We start from the raw sequence: 15,351 nt of genomic DNA on the forward strand, positions 1-15,351 counted from the left end.
GCTTGGCCACTTCTTCTACTCCTGCTTGCTGCCGGTCTTGCTATCGGTCTTGCGATCGGCCTTGTTATCGGTCTTGCTGCTCGGGTACAGCTTGAAGGTTTCCAGTGATTTGCCACGCCGCAACACGACAGCCGTGTCGCGGATTTCCGTCACCACGGCGCCGGCCACCTTGCTGCCGACCCTGACCGTCTGGCCATCGATGACGGCCAGGCGGCGTCCGCCCGGCTCGGTGGAGATGAGCACCGATTGCAGCTGCGGCCGGGCCGCGACGACGGGAGTGGTATTGGCGGGCGCCCACAGGGCTGCCGGCGGGCGCGTCGGATCATCGAGCGCCTGCGCCTGCGCGCCCGGCCACGCCAGGTTCAGCGTCAACCCCAGCGCCAGGGACAGCGCCGGCAGCGCGCGGCCAACGGTCAAAGTGCGATCCATGTATCGTCCATGCTGAGAGTATGTAAGGTCAGGGTCAGGGTGGCGTTCGGGTAGCTGGCAGCGTCGAGGTGGGCGGCGCCCCAGAAGACGCGCGTCGGCATCGCTTGCAGCGCCTGCATGTATTGCACCATGTCGGCATAACTGCCTTGCAGCACCACTTCCACGCCGTGCTGGTGCAGCAGGGGGGCCGGCGCCGCCTTGTCCGCCGCAGCGCCGTTCGCGGCATCGGCTGAATGTGCGCCCACGGCGCTGGCGGGCAAGGTTTTCAGCGACACCACGCGCAGTCCGGCGTGCCGGCGCAGCAAGTGTTCCAGCAAGGTCACCATGCGCTCGGGCGCCACCAGGCCATGCTGCTTCTGGCGCAACGCCTGCGCCAGCGATGCCGTTTCCGCCTGCAAGGCTACCAGGCGCGTACGCGCTTCCTGGTCGGGATCGGTGGCGTGGGCCAGCATGGTCAGCTCGATTTCCTTGTCGGTGGCCGTCAACAGGCTTTGTTTTTGCGCAAGGCTCGCCTCCAGCGCGGCGCGTTTCGCCAGCAGGGGATTAAAGCTCATGAAATAAAACACGAACAGGACGGCGGCCGCGCCGGCGCCGAACACCATCAGCCGTTCGCGCAGGCTGAGGGCATCGAAGGCGGTGGCCCATTTCTTCAGCAAGGGCAGCATCAGCGTGTTCCTCCGGCAACAGGTTTTGCCGGCGTGACGGCGCGGTCGGCCGACTGCAGGCTGAACGCGACATAAGGCAGGCTAGGCGCCTTGCCCTCGGCCACGGCCACGGCCGGCGGCTGGGGCTGGCCGATGTCGAGGCTGGCGAAGGTCTTGCCTCTCAGTACCTCCTGCTGGCCCAGGCGCGTGATGTAGGCGGGCAGCAGCGACGCGTGCAAGGCGCGGCCCTGCAAGCCGAAGTCATTGCCGGCGCCGGCGATATCGACGCCCGTCAGCCATACACCGTCGACCCTGGCCTGCGCCAGCGCGCGGAAATAGCCGGCATAGCCGAGGGTATTGCCCAGCTTGCCGCCTTCCAGCACGTTTGACGCATCCTGCAGCAACTGGCGCTGCGCCTCGACGGCCGCCAGTTCCTGCGCCAGGGCCGGATCTTTCTTGCGTGGCGGGAAATCGCGCAAGATCTGGTCACGCTTCGCCTCGCCTTGCGCCAGTGCTGCCTTGACGCCCGCTTCGCGCTGCTCCAAACCGGCCAAAGCCTGCTGGGCCAGCACGCCCGCGGCCAGCAAGACCAGCGCCAGGCCGCCCAGGCCCAGACCGGCCGTGCGCGCCGACATATGGTGTTTTTTCAGTTCAAACTGGGGATTGAACAGATTGATCTGCTGGCTCATGCGCCCTTCCCTTCATGCTTGCCCGGGTGCAAGCCAACCTCGCGCAAGGCGGCCCCGATGGCCAGGAAGTAGCGCGCCTGCATGGCGGGGTCGCGCAGTTCGGCGGCCTGCGACAGGTCCAGCACCGTGGCCAGGTCCAGCTGCTCCACCGGCATGTAGAGATTGTCGGCCAGATACGCGTGCAAGCCATCGCTGGCGCCCGTCATCAGCATCAGGCGGGCCAGCGAAATGAAATGGAACTGGCGGTCGAAATGGTCGAACGAGCGCTGCAGTTCCAGGGTGACGCGGTCGTAATACTGGCTGGCGTCAGGCGACTGCAGTTGCGTCAGGGTTACGTCGATGCGGCGCGCCTGGTACAGCTCGCCATTGAAGCTCATGGTCAGCAAGCCGCCGTCGCCATCGAAAAACAGCACGGCGATGCCGCGTCCCGGCGTTTCCAGCAAGGTGGCGATATTGCGTTGCGCCATCTCGGGGATATCGATCACGGACAGGCCGATCTTGCATTCGGCGTACAGCGCCTGGCGCCGCGACACGGCGCTGTTGCGCGCCGCGACGGCAAACACGCTGCTGCCCCGCTGGGTGCCGTTCGGGTCGCCGGGGATGTCGAACACGTCGATGGTGGCCTCGGCCAGGGGAAAGTCCAGCATGTCCTTCAGGCGCCAGCCCACGGCCGTCTTCAGTTCCTCGCGCGGCACGGCCGGCGCTTCCAGCGACAGCAACTGGTATTCACCGCCGGCCAGCACGCTGGTGCAGTGGTGCGCCGTCGCCTGCAGTTCCTTGCCCAGTTTTTCCAGCACCTCGGCCGGCGCCGGCCGCGCGGCCGCCTGGTAGCTGGCGCCCCGCACGCGCGGCATGCCATCGGCGGGACGCTCGACAACGACAGCGCTGACGCCTTCGCGGCCAAACGCCGTAGCCAGCCATCCATCGTACTTCTTTGCTCTTGCGAATAAACCCATGCGAACTATCCAGTGTAAGTGCCTGCCCGATCTTGTCGCGCAGATAATGCATCCGACCAATTTTAATTCATGAAGCCAACTTTATTGTGTAAAAACAATAAATTAGCGATCTTTTTTTCATGCAGTTGACCTTACTGCGACAGCACGGCTTGCAGGCGGCGCTGGAAGTAATCGGCGTTATTGCCCGCATTCGGACAGCGCGGCTCGACAGAGGCCGGCTGGTTGCAAGCCGTGGCCGTGATGGTCCAGCTGGTCAAGGTACCGGGCCCCGTGGCCGTGCTGCATTGCACGGTGACGCTGAACGCCGATAGTGTCGTGCTCGCCGGCAAGCTGAACGTGGTACCGCCGATGCATGCCGCGCCGGTGGTCAGGCCCGCACTGATCTGTTTCTGCAAACCCCATTCGAGGCCGGCGCGGGCAGCCTGCTCGGCGCGCACGCCCTGCACGTCCATCGCCGATTCCGTCTGCTGGAAGGTGGAGATATTCACCATCACGGCCGCCAGCGCGGCCAGCACCACCAGCAGGAAAATGGCCGTGACGAGGCTGAAACCGCGCATGCGGCCCGTGTGTTGGCGCAGCATGCGCGTCATGGCGTATTCCTCGCCTGCACCTGTTGCACCAGGCGCAGCACGCCCGTATTGCTGTTCGCCGCACCCAGGCTCAGGCTGATATTCACCAGGCCCCGCTGCACATTGGCCAGCACGGCATAGCTGAAGGCGCACCCCGTCACCTGGCGCGCCAGCAGTGCGCCATTCTTCAATTCCGCCGCAACCGGCTGGGTGGCCTGGATGGCATAGCCGGCGTAACGGGTCAGCGTGCCGGTTCCCAGATCGCACGCATAGGTGACGGGCGTCGACACCACCTGGAAGCGGTTCGATGGCGACGGCAGCGGCGCCGGCGCCGTCGTGAAAGGATAGCTGCCGAGCGTAACGACGCCGCCGGACACGCCCGTCACGGCCGCGCGGTTGCAGCCATTCGCCGCGCTGCAGGCATAGGCATTGTTCGGCGCGTACTCCGCGCCCAGGTTGTAGACGACGATCTGGTCGCCCACGCTGATCGCCTGGCGCGCGCCCAGCGCATTGGCGGGCATGGCGCCGACGACGGTAAAGTTCAGAGGAAGGCCGGGGTCGGGAGGGGTATCAAAGCTCAGCACATTGCCCGGCGCGGCCGCATCGCTATCGCTCAGGTAGCGTCCGCCCGTCTTGGTCAGCAGCAATTCCAGGAACAGGCCGTCGTTCGACACGCGCACGCTGTTGGGCAGGGCCAGGCGCACGTCGCGCGTCAGGCGGCGCGCCGCCGTGTCGGCCGCATCGGCCAGCACCGCGCGCGCCGCGACATCCATATAGCCTTGCACGGGCACGCGGATGAAGACGGCGACCATGGCGCCGATGATGCCCGTGATGACGATCACGATGACCATCTCGACGAGGGTAAAGCCGCGCGGGCGGCGCTTGATGTTGAGGATAGTTTTCATGGAATGCTGTTCGGCGCATAGCGCACGCGATAGCCGTCGAGCACGATCTGCTGGTCGGCATACGGCACCGTCACCTGGATACGCAGGCTTTCCGTGGCAGGCAAGCCGTTCAGGGCTGCCTGGGTGATCACCACAGAGGCAACGTATTCCTGGGGGGAACCTGCAGCCCAGACTGCGCCCTGCGCATCCGTCTTGTAATTCGTGGCCGTGCCATACGCGCTCACGTAATCGTTGACGTTGTCGAAGGGCCGCGTCACGCCGCCCGCCTCTTGTCCGGTCACTTCCGGGATGGCGCAGCCGGCCGGGCTGGTGGCCGTTTGCGCGGCAGGGTCTTGCGGATCGCAATAGGTAAACCGCGCCAGCTGGATTTCTTCCAGCATGCCTTCGGCAATGGCCAGCGCCTGCTTGCGCAGCTGCGGGTCGGCACTGTGCTTTGTCGTCATGCTCATCACGCCGAGGATGGCGGCCGAGGCCAGGCCGACGATGACGATGAACAGCACCAGTTCGATCAGGGTCACGCCGCGTTCACGCCGGCGATGCTGGCTAATGGACATAGCCGGTCTCCCCTTCAACCGTGACGGTGCGCGTCAGGCCGTCGCCCTGGATGCTGATTGGCAGCCGCGCCGGGAAGGTCGATGCGTCAGGAAACACATTGGCCAGCACATATGGCTGGCCCAGCGCGTCGAAATAAAAGCTCGGCGTAGCCTTCGCGTCGGTGGACAGGGTGACGCTGGCCGGACGGCCTTCGCACAGCCAGTTGGTCGCCGTGCAATACTTCACCGTGTCTTTGCTGCCGCTGTTGCTGCCCGTCGGCGGCACCACCTTCTGCTCATCGCTGCAGCCGGCATCGAAGCACAGGGCCACCTTGTTGGCATCGATGCTGACAAACACGGCACGGTTTTGCGCCACCGCAAGCTTTTGCCCGTAGCGCACGATATTCGTCACCTGGTCGGCAAAACTGCGCGCGTCAAACGTGTCGCGCTGGAAAAACCGGTTGACGGCAAAGGTCGCCAGCAAACCCGCCAGCACCAGAACGGCCACCAGTTCGATCAAGGTGAAGCCGCGCGCAGCCGTACGCCGCAGGGGGCGTGGCGACCCTGCGTGGCGATGCGGAAAAGCTGTCGGTGGCTGCTGCAATGGATGGCCCGTAAAAAAGCCCAACGGGCTGGCGCCTGGGGTTGGGCTGGTGGTGCGCAAGGAAGGCCGGGCGTGGCCGGACTTTCCTTGCAGAGTGCTCAGATATTAATTGCAGGTCGTGGTGCTTGCTTCGACCGTAATCTTCGGCGCGTCACCTGCCTTGGTCGGAGCAACGTACGTTACCGTGCATGTCGCGCGGGTTGCATCGGGCTTCACGACACCACCTGCGAACTTGTAGTCTGGGTCGGTCAGGCCAGCCGCATCGATGATGGTATCAGCAGTCGGATAGCCATAAATACCTGCGATATCCTTACCTTCCATCTTCGCGCTGGTAACACCTGAAGCATCGGCAACCGCGCCGCCGACCAGCCACTGGGCATGATACAGGGCCGCGCCCGCCTTGACGGCGCCAGCGGCCGCCTGCATCTTGGCCACGCGCGCATCGGTCGACATGTCGATAAATTTAGGAATCGCCGTCGCGGCCAGGATGCCGAGGATCACGATGACGACGATCAGTTCGATCAGAGTGAAACCTGCCTGGGCGCCGCTTTTCATACTACGTAAAGACTTGTTCATTCTTGCTTTCTCCAAAATCAAATAAAAAATTCAAAACCAACGCCATGAAACTGTCGCTGCACCGGACCAGGAAGCGCGTCAGTTTGCTGCCGGGTCCGGCGATTTCCACACCACGATATCGGGTTCCTGGGCGAGCTTGTCAAGATCGGCGTCCGCACGTGGCAAGGTTACCTTAAATTTCACTGAATCAACCCTTTTACTGGGAAAAATATTGCCATTACTAAACAAATAGATGATTTTTTGTTCTTTTTTATCGTACAACCAATTCCCTGCAGGTAACTTTTCAAGCTCCGGCTGCGCGAACTCGCCCAGGTAGTTGGCCGGCTTGTCGGCCAGCCAGTCGAACGGGTTTTGCCGCGCCAGCGCCGGCAACTGCTCGCGCCGGTCCGCCAGGTACAGGTGCAGCACCTGCACCCGCAAGCTGGTGCGCAGGACGCCCAGCATCTGCGCCGCGGCCACCTGCTGCGCCTGCTGCTGGTAGTAGCTGACCCTGTTCAAGAATACGGCCATCAGGATGGCGAACACGCCCGCCACCACCGCCAGCTCGAACAGGGTGAAACCGCGCTGGCGGAACGGTTTGGCCATCAGTGCAGGGCCGCCCGACCCAGGTCCCAGATTGGCAGGAAGATGCCCAGCGCCAGCACCAGCACCATGGCGCCGAGGAAGACGATCAAAATCGGCTCGATCTGCGCCGACAGGGTTTTCAGCTCGTAATCGACTTCGCGCTCGTACATGTCGGCGATCTCGTCCATCAGATCGTCGAGCGAACCGGATTCCTCGCCCACGGCGATCATCTGCAGCACCACGGGCGTAAACACGTTGGCCGCCACCGAGGTGCGCAAGATGCTTTCGCCCCGCTCGACGCCGTCGCGCATCTGTTCCACGCGCGCGCTCAAATACGTGTTGTCCACCGTTTGCGACACCACCGTCAGCGCCTGCACGATGGGCACGCCGCTCGTGCTTGACAGGGCAAAGCTGCGCGCAAAACGGGCCATCGTGCCCTTCAGGATGATCTTGCCGGCGATCGGCAGGCGCAGCTTGGCGCGATCCCACTTATATAAACCCTGTTTCGTGCGCAGCCAGGCACGCCAACCGAAAAAGCCGCCCGCGCCCAACAGCAGCAGGATGGGCCAGTACGCCACCGTAAAGCGCGAGGTACCGATCAGGATGCGCGTCATCAAGGGCAGTTCCGCATGGAAACTGGCAAAGACCTTTTCGAACTGGGGAATGACGAAGATATTCACCACCACCATGGCGGCCAGCATGGCGAAGACGACGAAGGTCGGGTAGCGCGTTGCCGTTTTCACGCGCGCGCGCATATCGCGGTCGAATTCCAGGTGGTCGAACAGGCGCAAAAACACTTCATCGAGGCGCCCCGTCATTTCGCCCACGCGCACCATCGACAGGTAGAACGGCGTGAAGATGGCGGGATGGCGCGCCATGGCGGCCGACAGTTCGCGGCCCGCATCGAGCGACTCGCGCACATCCTTGATGATGCGCCCGAACGCGGGGCTGATGGCGGACTCCTGCAAGCCGGCCAGGCCGCGCATGATGGGCACGCCCGCCTTGAGCAGGGTGTACAGCTGGCGGCTGAACAACTGCACGTCCATGGGCGTGACTTTTTTCTCGGTCAGCCTGGCCCACCAGCCCAGCTGGTTGGCACCGGCCTTCGTCACCGTCTGTTTCGTGGCGCTGATGTCGACGGGCGTGCTGCCGCCCGCCATCAACTGATCGGCCACGGCGCCGCTGTCGGCACCTTCCATCACGCCGGTCAGCAGTTCACCGCTGGCGCTACGCGCCTTGTAGGAGAAAAACGGCACCTCAATCCTCGCTTTGGTTGCTGATGCGCATCGCTTCCATCACCGTCGTTCGGCCCTGGACCACCAGCTGCACGGCGTGGCGGCGCAGGGTTTCGCCCGCCATCTGCGCCGTCGCCACCTTCATGAAGTGCGATGGATCGGCATGGTTGGCGGCGTCGGCCACGGCGCGCGTGATTTCCAGCAATTCGTACACGCCCGTGCGGCCCCGGTAACCCATGCCGTTGCAATGCGAGCAACCCTTGCCGTGGAAATACTGGTTGCGCTCGACCAACTCGCCCAGTTCCAGGCGCAGCCATTCGTATTCGTTCGGCGTCGGCGCGTACGGCGTGCTGCAGCTTTCGCAGATCACGCGCACCAGGCGCTGCGCCAGCACGGCTTGCAGCGAGCTGCCCACCATGTAGCGGGGCACGCCCATGTCCATCAGGCGCAGCGGCGTGCTGATGGCGTCGTTCGTATGCAGGGTCGACAGCACCAGGTGACCCGTCATGGCGGCACGCAGGCCGATTTGCGCCGTTTCCTGGTCGCGCATCTCGCCCACCAGCACAATGTCGGGATCTTGCCGCAGGGCCGAGCGCAGCACGCGGGCAAAGTTCAGCTCGATCTTGTCGTTCACTTGCACCTGGTTAATGCCGGGCAAGCGGTACTCGACGGGGTCTTCCACCGTGATGAGCTTTTTCTCCACGGAATTGAGTTCGGACAAGGCGCAATACAAGGTCGTCGTCTTGCCGCTACCGGTCGGCCCCGTCACCAGCACCAGGCCGTTCGGGCGGCTGACGATGGCGCGGAACTGCGCCACCAGCTTGGGCGGCATGCCGATGGCGTCCAGGCGCAAGGTCGTGCCGCCCTGGTTCAGCAAGCGCATCACCACCGATTCGCCGTACTGTGTCGGCATGGTCGAGATCCGCACGTCGATGCGCTGGTTTTTCACGCGGATGGCGAAGCGGCCATCCTGCGGCAAGCGCTTCTCGGAAATATCGAGATCCGACATCAGCTTTAAACGCAGGGCCAGCGAACTGGCGATCTTGCTGTCCGCTTCCGTCTGCAAATGCAGCACGCCGTCGATGCGGAAGCGGATCTGCAGCCGGCCTTCCTGGGGCTCGATGTGGATGTCCGAGGCGCGCACCTGCGTGGCATCCTCGAACACCGATTGCAGCAACTTGACGATGGGCGCCTCTTCCAGGCCTGGATTGACGGCCAGCGCGCCGAAGTCGACGGAGACATCGCCCAGGTCCTGCTCCAGCTCGCGCGTCAGCGTGGAAATATCTTCCGTGCGGCGGTAGATGCGGTCGATGGCGGCCAGCACTTCCGTTTCATTGACGACGGCCAGTTCGATCTGCCGCTTGACCAGGCGCGCAATTTCATCGTACGCGAACAGGTCGGTCGGGTCGGACATGCCGACCAGCAAGCCCTCGCGACGATCTTCCAGCACCAGCGCGCGGAAGCGCCGCGCCTGGGTTTCCGGCAGCAGCCGCACCAGTTCGGGATTGATGTTGAAAAACTTCAGGTTGATGTAGGGAATGTCGAGCTGGCGCGCCAGGGCGCCCGAAATCTGCTCTTCCGTGACGAAGCCGTGCTCGACGAAAACGCGGCCCAGCTTGCGTCCCGAACGCTTCTGTTCCGTCAAGGCCTGGCCCAACTGTTCTTCCGTCAGCAATTTCTGCTGCACCAAAATTTCACCGAGCCGGACTTTCTCTGGCCTTGCCATGCTTGCTCCTCGACAAATTCTTCAGACGATGCACGCCAGCGGCGCGCGGGGGTATTTTATTCCAGAACCTGTTGTTTCTTAAAGAAAATACATTCCATCGTTTGATTTTTACGCATTTCAACACTCTGCAAGGAAACACTTGCCGCCCGCTCGTGCCCGTGACAATAATGGCGGTCGTATCCCGTCTTGCCTGCCGACCCTTGTCCCTATGAACGCCTGCGCCATCGAGTTCCACAACGTGCATCTGCAGCTGGCGGGCAGCGCCGTGCTGCGCGGCGTCGACCTGCAGGTACGCGCGGGGGAGCTGTTCGGCCTGGTTGGCGTGAATGGCGCGGGCAAGACATCCCTGCTCAAATGCCTGCTGGACTTTTGCACGCCCGAGCGGGGCGAGATCGCCATTTTTGGCCAGCCGCACCGGCATGGCGCGGCGCGCCAGCCCTTGTCGTTTCTGCCGGAACGTTTCCAGGCGCCGTATTACCTGACGGGCGGCGACTTCCTGCGCTACCTGGCGCGCCTGCACAAGGTGCACCCCGATGCGCAGGCGCTGCAGCAAACCCTGGACACGCTGGACCTGGCCCCGGACGCCCTGCTGCGCCCTGCGCGCGACTACTCGAAAGGCATGATGCAGAAACTGGGGCTGGCCGCCTGCTTGCTGTCGGGCAAGGAGCAACTGGTGCTCGATGAACCGATGAGCGGACTCGATCCGAAGGCGCGCGCGCAATTCAAGCAAGTGCTGCGGCAGGCGCGCGCGCAAGGCCGTGGCGCCCTGCTCACCTCGCATGCGCTGGCCGACGTGGAAGAATTGTGCGACCGCATGGCCATCCTGCATGCGGGCCGCATCGTCTTTACAGGCACGCCCGCCGAATGCCGCGCGCGTCATGGCGGCGCGACCGACGCCAGCCTGGAGCAGGCTTTCCTCAATTGCATTGCGGCATGAACGCCGACACGCACCTCGCCAGCCCCAGCCGTTACGCGCCCTCGCCGCACGGCATGTATCTGCGCCACTTCGGCTTGCGCATGGCGCCGTTCGGCATCACGCCGGACCCGGCTTTCTTTTATACGGGCAATACACGGGGCGAACTGCTCGCTGCGCTGTTGTATGCCGTCACCCAAGGCGAAGGCATCATCAAGCTGACGGGCGAAGTGGGCAGCGGCAAGACCATGCTGTGCCGCATGCTGGCCGAACGCCTGCCGCCTCAGGTCGACGTGCTGTATTTGCTCAATCCCCGGCTGGAACCGGACGAAGTGCTGCACGCCATCGCCGCCGAACTGGGCCTCGCGCTGGATGGCTGCCGCGCCGATGCCGTGCTGCGCGCCCTGCACGGCGAGCTGATCGCCCGGCATGCGGCGGGGCGCCAGGTGGTGCTGCTGGCCGAAGAAGCGCAAGCCATGCCGGGCGCCACCCTGGAAGCGCTGCGCCTGCTGACGAATTTGGAAACGGCCAGCCACAAGCTGCTGCAGATCGTGCTGTTTGGCCAGCCGGAATTGCAGCACACCCTGGACTTGCCCCAGTTCCGCCAATTGAAGGAACGCATCACCCACAGTTTTAATGTGCCGCGCCTGCCACGGGCCTTGCTGGACGACTATCTGGCATGCCGCCTGGCCGCCGCCGGCCGCACGGCGCCGCTCGTTTTCACGCCGGCCGCGCTGCGCCGGCTGGCACGCGCTGCGCAGGGCATCGTGCGCAGGATCAATATTCTGGCAGACAAGGCCTTGCTGGCCGCGTTTGCCGACGATGCGCAGGCAATCAGCGCGCGCCACGTGCGCCTGGCCATTGCCGACAGCCCCTTTTACCGCCCGCCCTGGCATGCGGGCAAGCTGCTGGCAGGCGCCTTGAGCGCGCTGATGCTGTTGCTGGCCGCTGCGCTGCTGTGGCAATGGCTGACGGGCAGCCAGGGACAGACAGCGGCGACCGTCAGGACGGCCCCGCCGGCAAGCCAGGCATCGCAGGCACACGCCACCACGCCCGCCATTGCGCACCCAGGCGCGCTGCAGACAGCCGTTGCGGACGCACCGCTGCCAGCGCCATCCACGCTGCTCGACAGCAAGCTGGCCGAATCACGCGACTGGCTGGCAAAGCAAGGGCCTCAGCAACTGGTGCTGCAAATCGCCAGCCTGCCCGCCACCGAAACGGCTGCGGCGGAAACCTTCCTGCAGCAGGCGCAGCAAGCCACCGGCCTGCGCGACCTCCATGTGTTTCGCTTGCCTGGCGCCGCGCCCGCAAAGACGCCGGGCAATACCTCCGCCGCGCGCCTGCTCATCGTCTACGGCAGCTTTGCCGACCAGGCCAGCGCCGAAGCCGTGCGGGCCAGGCTGGCCCCGGCGTCGCCACAGAAAATATTGCTGAGCGACATAGATAGTATCCGCATGGAAATGAAAGCCATGATCGCGGCGAAAACGGGGCGTGGCGCCCCCTGACTTTATTTCGGCATATTGCCTCCCGGGCCTGCACAGCCGATTGCTTTTGAGCGATCATGCTGGGTAAAATTACAAAAGCACAACACGACTTCAAGGGCGAACTTTTCATGACTCAACACCCTATTCCTGTGCTGGCCTCCTGGGTCGCCCTCGCCTGCAGCACCATGCTGGCCGGCTGCGCCACGCATCAAACGCCGCTGTCGCCTGCCCACCTCAATGCCGCGCCCGTTCCCGCCGGCGTCATTCCCGAACCGGTGCAGCAAAGCAGCGCGCTGGCCGCGCCCCTGCCGGCGCCCAAAGTGGAAACCTACAGTGTCACCGTGCACAAGGTGCCCGTGCAATCGCTGCTGTTTGCGCTGGCGCGCGACGCGGGCATGAATATCGATATCCACCCGCAAATCGAAGGCAGTGTCACCCTGAATGCGCTGAACCAGACGCTGCCGCAACTGCTGGCGCGTATCGGCAAGCAAGTCGACATGCGCTACGAAATCGATGGCAAGAACCTGACGGTGCTGCCCGACGCACCCGTATGGCGCACCTACAAGGTCGATTACGTCAACATGGCACGCAGCACCAACAGCAGCGTGAATATCGCCACGCAAATTTCCACGGCGGGCGGCGGGTCGAACAACGCCAGCAACCCCGTTGGCAGCACACAAGGCAGCGGCGGTAACGGCAATAACAATTCGACCACCCTGGTCGTGAATCGTTCGGAAAATAATTTCTGGTACAGCCTGGAAAAGAATATCCGCGACCTGCTGCGCGAGACCACGCTCAACGATGTGCAAGTGGACCCGCTGGCGCAGCTGAACCAGCAATTGACGACCATGCCCAGCCAGCAGGGGCAGCAAGGGCAGCTACAGAACCAGGCTGGCAACTACCCTGCCGGCGGCGCAACGGGCCAGTACGGCGCCCAGCCGCCGATGCAGTATGGCAACCCGAATGGGAGTCAAAACATGCCGGGCCAGCAGGCGCCCAGCCAGAACGCGACTCCCGGCCAGCCGCTGGACGCGAACGGCATGCCGCTGCTGAAACTGGCCAACAAGGGCAGCCCCTCGTCCGTCGTCGTCAACGTCGAGGGTGGCTTGATCGCCGTGCGCGCCACGGGGCGCCAGCATGAAAAGATCGCCGAATTCCTCGACGCGGTGTTGCACAGCGCCAAGCGGCAAGTGCTGATCGAGGCGACCATCATCGAAGTGCGCCTGAGCAATGAATACCAGCAAGGCATCAACTGGTCGCGCCTGACGGGCAGCCTGCAATTGCGCCAGGGGCAAGTGGGTACGGCGGGCCTGTCCAGCGGCGTCACGCCGAACGCCACGCCCGGCATCTTCCTGCTCAATTATCTGAAAGACAGCTTTTCCACCACCATCCAGCTGCTCGAATCGTTTGGCAAGGTGAAAGTGCTGTCCAGCCCGAAGATCAGCGTGCTGAACAACCAGACGGCCATGCTGAAAGTGGTCGACAACAATGTCTTCTTTACCATCAAGGTGACGCCCGCCGTGATCAGCTCGACGGGCACCATCACCACGCCGGCCACGTATGAATCGAAACTGGAAACGGTGCCCGTCGGCTTCGTCATGAGCGTCACGCCGCAGATTTCCGACAGCGATGAAGTCACCCTCAACGTGCGCCCCACCATCACGCGCATTGTTGGCTATGTGCAAGACCCGAATCCGGCCCTGGCCACGGCCAACGTGCAAAGCCGCGTGCCCGTGATCCAGGCGCGCGAGCTGGAATCGATCATGAAAGTGGGTAATGGCCAGATCGCCGTGATGGGCGGCCTGATGCAGGATTCCATCGACAATGCCCGCGATGGCGTGCCCGGCCTGTCCAGCCTGCCGTTGGTGGGCAATCTGTTTACCTACCGCAATGAAGCAAGCAGCAAGACGGAACTGGTGATCTTCATGCGCCCCGTGGTGGTCAAGGATGCTAGCGTCGAGGGCGATTACCGCGATTACCGCTACCTGCTGCCCGGCCAGGCGCCGCTCAACAGCCAGCCCTACACGGATGGCCCGCCAGCGCCGGCCGTCCGGCCGCAGGCGCGCTTGCAGGGAGACTTCCCATGAGCTTGCTAATGCAGGCGCTCAAGAAAGCCGAGCGCGCCAAACAGAACAGTCTTTCCGACGAGGAACTGGAAAAGCCGTCCGAAGCCTACGACCAGGTGCTGGAACTGGCGCCGGCCGACGCCCTGCCGCCCCGTCCCGCGCCGGCCACGCCAGCGCCCGTGCAGCCGGCCAGCACCTTGCGCCTGGAACCGCTATCGGACGCGCCCGCGCCGCAGCCGGCGCAAAATGCTGCCCAGCCAGATCCCCAGCCAGCTGCGCAGCAAGGCGCGCAGCCTGGCCCGCCTCCCGAGCCGCCGCGCGCGCGCCCCGAACCGCCGCCAGCCCGGCCCCGCGCCAGCCGCAGCAATCCGCCGCCGAAAGGTCCCACTGGCCCCATCAGCGTCGACCCGGCCACCGTGCGCCTGGCCGTGCTGCTGGCGATCCTGCTGCTGGTGGCCGGCTCGATGGCGTACTGGTACTGGCGCGCCAGCACCAGCCCCGGCGCGGGCGCCAACCTGCCCGGTGTGCCCATGCCGCTGACGGACGCCCCAGGGACGGCCGGCGTTGCCGGTCCCGTCGTGGTGCTGCCGGCCACGGGCGCCGCGCCGACGGACGCCATGACGCCCGCCGCGCTGCCGCCCGACTATCCGCGCGACGCGCGCCAGCCAGCGGCGGCAGCGGCGGCAGCGGATCAGCAAGCGATGATACAGGCGGCAGCCCAGGCCGCCGTGGCGGCCCAGCTGGCGCACATGGCGCCGCCCGCGCCACCGAGCCTGCCACCGCTGGCCGCGCCCGAGAATAGCCAGATCCAGGTGCAGCGCAGCGTCGCCGCACCGCAAATCAACCCCGGCGTGCAGCAAGCCTACCAGGCCTTCAACGGGGGCCAGCTGGGCTTTGCTCGTCAGCAATATGAAACCGTGCTGCGACAGGATGCGAATAACCGCGACGCGCTGCTGGGGCTGGCGGCCGTGGCCCTGCGCGAAAATCAGGGTGCGCAGGCGGCGGCCCTGTACGTGCGTTTGCTGGAAATCAATCCCGACGATGGCGAAGCGCTGGCCGGCCTGATCGGCCTGCGCCAGGGCGATGTGGCGCAGAGCGAGGCAAAATTGAAAGCCATCCTGGCGCGCAGCCCCGACAGCGCCCCAGTGCTGTTTGCGCTGGGCAATGTGTACGCCAAGCAGCGCCGCTGGAACGAGGCACAGCAGCAATTTTTCCGCGCCTACGGCGCCGCGCCCGGCAATCCCGACTATGCCTTCAACCTGGCCGTGGGCCTGGACCGGCTGAACCAGCCCCGGCTGGCCGCCACGTATTACCAGCGCGCCCTGACCCTGGCGCAGACGACTCCCGCCGCCTTCGACCAGGCCGTCGTGCAAACGCGTTTGCGCGAACTGACGGCCCCCGCGCCGGTGGCAGCACCCGTGGCCGAGCCAGCCATCATCACCCCCCGTCAGGAATAAG

General features: G+C 64.6%; 16 protein-coding genes. 4 read left to right on the top strand and 12 right to left on the bottom strand.

What is annotated here, in order from left to right; genetic code table 11:
• Positions 1 to 15: 15 nt before the first annotated feature.
• From CSQ93_RS07665 to CSQ93_RS07720, 12 genes are all read right to left on the bottom strand, one after another.
• On the bottom strand, positions 16 to 429 hold the full coding sequence (locus CSQ93_RS07665; protein WP_099377521.1) for an MSHA biogenesis protein MshK: 414 nt from the start codon (positions 427 to 429) through the stop codon (positions 16 to 18).
• Entirely contained in the window at positions 414 to 1,094 is a 681-nt protein-coding gene (gspM, locus tag CSQ93_RS07670; protein WP_099377522.1) for a type II secretion system protein GspM, read from the bottom strand. The genes CSQ93_RS07665 and gspM overlap by 16 nt, the downstream gene beginning before the upstream one ends.
• Entirely contained in the window at positions 1,094 to 1,762 is a 669-nt protein-coding gene (locus CSQ93_RS07675; protein WP_099377523.1) for an MSHA biogenesis protein MshI, read from the bottom strand. The genes gspM and CSQ93_RS07675 overlap by 1 nt, the downstream gene beginning before the upstream one ends.
• Entirely contained in the window at positions 1,759 to 2,718 is a 960-nt protein-coding gene (locus CSQ93_RS07680) for an agglutinin biogenesis protein MshI (protein ID WP_099377524.1), read from the bottom strand. Before CSQ93_RS07680 ends, CSQ93_RS07675 begins: the two co-directional genes overlap by 4 nt.
• A 131-nt stretch (positions 2,719 to 2,849) precedes the next feature.
• The gene (locus CSQ93_RS07685) at positions 2,850 to 3,308 is read right to left on the bottom strand and encodes an agglutinin biogenesis protein MshP (protein ID WP_099377525.1); all 459 of its coding nucleotides are present in this window, start codon (positions 3,306 to 3,308) and stop codon (positions 2,850 to 2,852) included.
• A complete protein-coding gene (locus CSQ93_RS07690) occupies positions 3,305 to 4,192 on the bottom strand; it encodes a prepilin-type N-terminal cleavage/methylation domain-containing protein (protein WP_099377526.1) in 888 nt (295 codons plus the stop codon). Before CSQ93_RS07690 ends, CSQ93_RS07685 begins: the two co-directional genes overlap by 4 nt.
• A complete protein-coding gene (locus tag CSQ93_RS07695) occupies positions 4,189 to 4,746 on the bottom strand; it encodes a type IV pilus modification PilV family protein (protein WP_099377527.1) in 558 nt (185 codons plus the stop codon). The genes CSQ93_RS07690 and CSQ93_RS07695 overlap by 4 nt, the downstream gene beginning before the upstream one ends.
• A complete protein-coding gene (locus CSQ93_RS07700) occupies positions 4,736 to 5,389 on the bottom strand; it encodes a pilus assembly FimT family protein (protein WP_233516094.1) in 654 nt (217 codons plus the stop codon). Before CSQ93_RS07700 ends, CSQ93_RS07695 begins: the two co-directional genes overlap by 11 nt.
• A gap of 45 nt (positions 5,390 to 5,434) precedes the next feature.
• Positions 5,435 to 5,905, bottom strand: a complete 471-nt coding sequence (locus CSQ93_RS29745; RefSeq protein ID WP_281431297.1) for a type II secretion system protein — start codon at positions 5,903 to 5,905, stop codon at positions 5,435 to 5,437.
• A gap of 78 nt (positions 5,906 to 5,983) precedes the next feature.
• Positions 5,984 to 6,490: a type II secretion system protein gene (locus CSQ93_RS07710; protein WP_099377529.1), complete on the bottom strand. Its 507-nt coding sequence runs from the start codon at positions 6,488 to 6,490 to the stop codon at positions 5,984 to 5,986.
• Positions 6,490 to 7,725, bottom strand: coding sequence for a type II secretion system F family protein (locus CSQ93_RS07715; protein ID WP_099377530.1), 1,236 nt, complete (start codon positions 7,723 to 7,725; stop codon positions 6,490 to 6,492). Before CSQ93_RS07715 ends, CSQ93_RS07710 begins: the two co-directional genes overlap by 1 nt.
• Before the next feature lies 1 nt (position 7,726).
• Positions 7,727 to 9,430 (bottom strand): GspE/PulE family protein, encoded by a 1,704-nt coding sequence (locus tag CSQ93_RS07720; protein WP_099377531.1) that lies wholly within the window; start codon positions 9,428 to 9,430, stop codon positions 7,727 to 7,729.
• A 208-nt stretch (positions 9,431 to 9,638) separates the two neighbouring features.
• Here CSQ93_RS07720 and CSQ93_RS07725 point away from each other — a divergent pair, with 208 nt between their 5' ends.
• The 4 genes from CSQ93_RS07725 to CSQ93_RS07740 all read left to right on the top strand — a co-directional run bounded on the left by CSQ93_RS07725 (position 9,639) and on the right by CSQ93_RS07740 (position 15,350).
• Positions 9,639 to 10,367: an ABC transporter ATP-binding protein gene (locus tag CSQ93_RS07725; protein ID WP_099377532.1), complete on the top strand. Its 729-nt coding sequence runs from the start codon at positions 9,639 to 9,641 to the stop codon at positions 10,365 to 10,367.
• Positions 10,364 to 11,848, top strand: a complete 1,485-nt coding sequence (locus tag CSQ93_RS07730; protein WP_233516096.1) for an ExeA family protein — start codon at positions 10,364 to 10,366, stop codon at positions 11,846 to 11,848. Before CSQ93_RS07725 ends, CSQ93_RS07730 begins: the two co-directional genes overlap by 4 nt.
• A 107-nt stretch (positions 11,849 to 11,955) precedes the next feature.
• Positions 11,956 to 13,914, top strand: coding sequence for a pilus (MSHA type) biogenesis protein MshL (locus tag CSQ93_RS07735; protein WP_099377582.1), 1,959 nt, complete (start codon positions 11,956 to 11,958; stop codon positions 13,912 to 13,914).
• Positions 13,911 to 15,350 (top strand): tetratricopeptide repeat protein, encoded by a 1,440-nt coding sequence (locus CSQ93_RS07740; protein ID WP_233516097.1) that lies wholly within the window; start codon positions 13,911 to 13,913, stop codon positions 15,348 to 15,350. Before CSQ93_RS07735 ends, CSQ93_RS07740 begins: the two co-directional genes overlap by 4 nt.
• Position 15,351: the final 1 nt, after the last annotated feature.

The organism is Janthinobacterium sp. BJB426 (assembly GCF_002735705.1).
In the GTDB taxonomy this organism is placed as follows: domain Bacteria; phylum Pseudomonadota; class Gammaproteobacteria; order Burkholderiales; family Burkholderiaceae_D; genus Janthinobacterium.

Excerpts from the sequence above, each read along its gene's own strand:
- CSQ93_RS07665 (WP_099377521.1), bottom strand. The coding sequence starts at position 429 with ATGGATCGCACTTTGACCGTTGGCCGCGCGCTGCCGGCGCTGTCCCTG.
- gspM (WP_099377522.1), bottom strand. The coding sequence starts at position 1,094 with ATGCTGCCCTTGCTGAAGAAATGGGCCACCGCCTTCGATGCCCTCAGC.
- CSQ93_RS07675 (WP_099377523.1), bottom strand. The coding sequence starts at position 1,762 with ATGAGCCAGCAGATCAATCTGTTCAATCCCCAGTTTGAACTGAAAAAA.
- CSQ93_RS07680 (WP_099377524.1), bottom strand. The coding sequence starts at position 2,718 with ATGGGTTTATTCGCAAGAGCAAAGAAGTACGATGGATGGCTGGCTACG.
- CSQ93_RS07685 (WP_099377525.1), bottom strand. The coding sequence starts at position 3,308 with ATGACGCGCATGCTGCGCCAACACACGGGCCGCATGCGCGGTTTCAGC.
- CSQ93_RS07690 (WP_099377526.1), bottom strand. The coding sequence starts at position 4,192 with ATGAAAACTATCCTCAACATCAAGCGCCGCCCGCGCGGCTTTACCCTC.
- CSQ93_RS07695 (WP_099377527.1), bottom strand. The coding sequence starts at position 4,746 with ATGTCCATTAGCCAGCATCGCCGGCGTGAACGCGGCGTGACCCTGATC.
- CSQ93_RS29745 (WP_281431297.1), bottom strand. The coding sequence starts at position 5,905 with ATGAACAAGTCTTTACGTAGTATGAAAAGCGGCGCCCAGGCAGGTTTC.
- CSQ93_RS07710 (WP_099377529.1), bottom strand. The coding sequence starts at position 6,490 with ATGGCCAAACCGTTCCGCCAGCGCGGTTTCACCCTGTTCGAGCTGGCG.
- CSQ93_RS07720 (WP_099377531.1), bottom strand. The coding sequence starts at position 9,430 with ATGGCAAGGCCAGAGAAAGTCCGGCTCGGTGAAATTTTGGTGCAGCAG.
- CSQ93_RS07725 (WP_099377532.1), top strand. The coding sequence starts at position 9,639 with ATGAACGCCTGCGCCATCGAGTTCCACAACGTGCATCTGCAGCTGGCG.
- CSQ93_RS07730 (WP_233516096.1), top strand. The coding sequence starts at position 10,364 with ATGAACGCCGACACGCACCTCGCCAGCCCCAGCCGTTACGCGCCCTCG.
- CSQ93_RS07735 (WP_099377582.1), top strand. The coding sequence starts at position 11,956 with ATGACTCAACACCCTATTCCTGTGCTGGCCTCCTGGGTCGCCCTCGCC.
- CSQ93_RS07740 (WP_233516097.1), top strand. The coding sequence starts at position 13,911 with ATGAGCTTGCTAATGCAGGCGCTCAAGAAAGCCGAGCGCGCCAAACAG.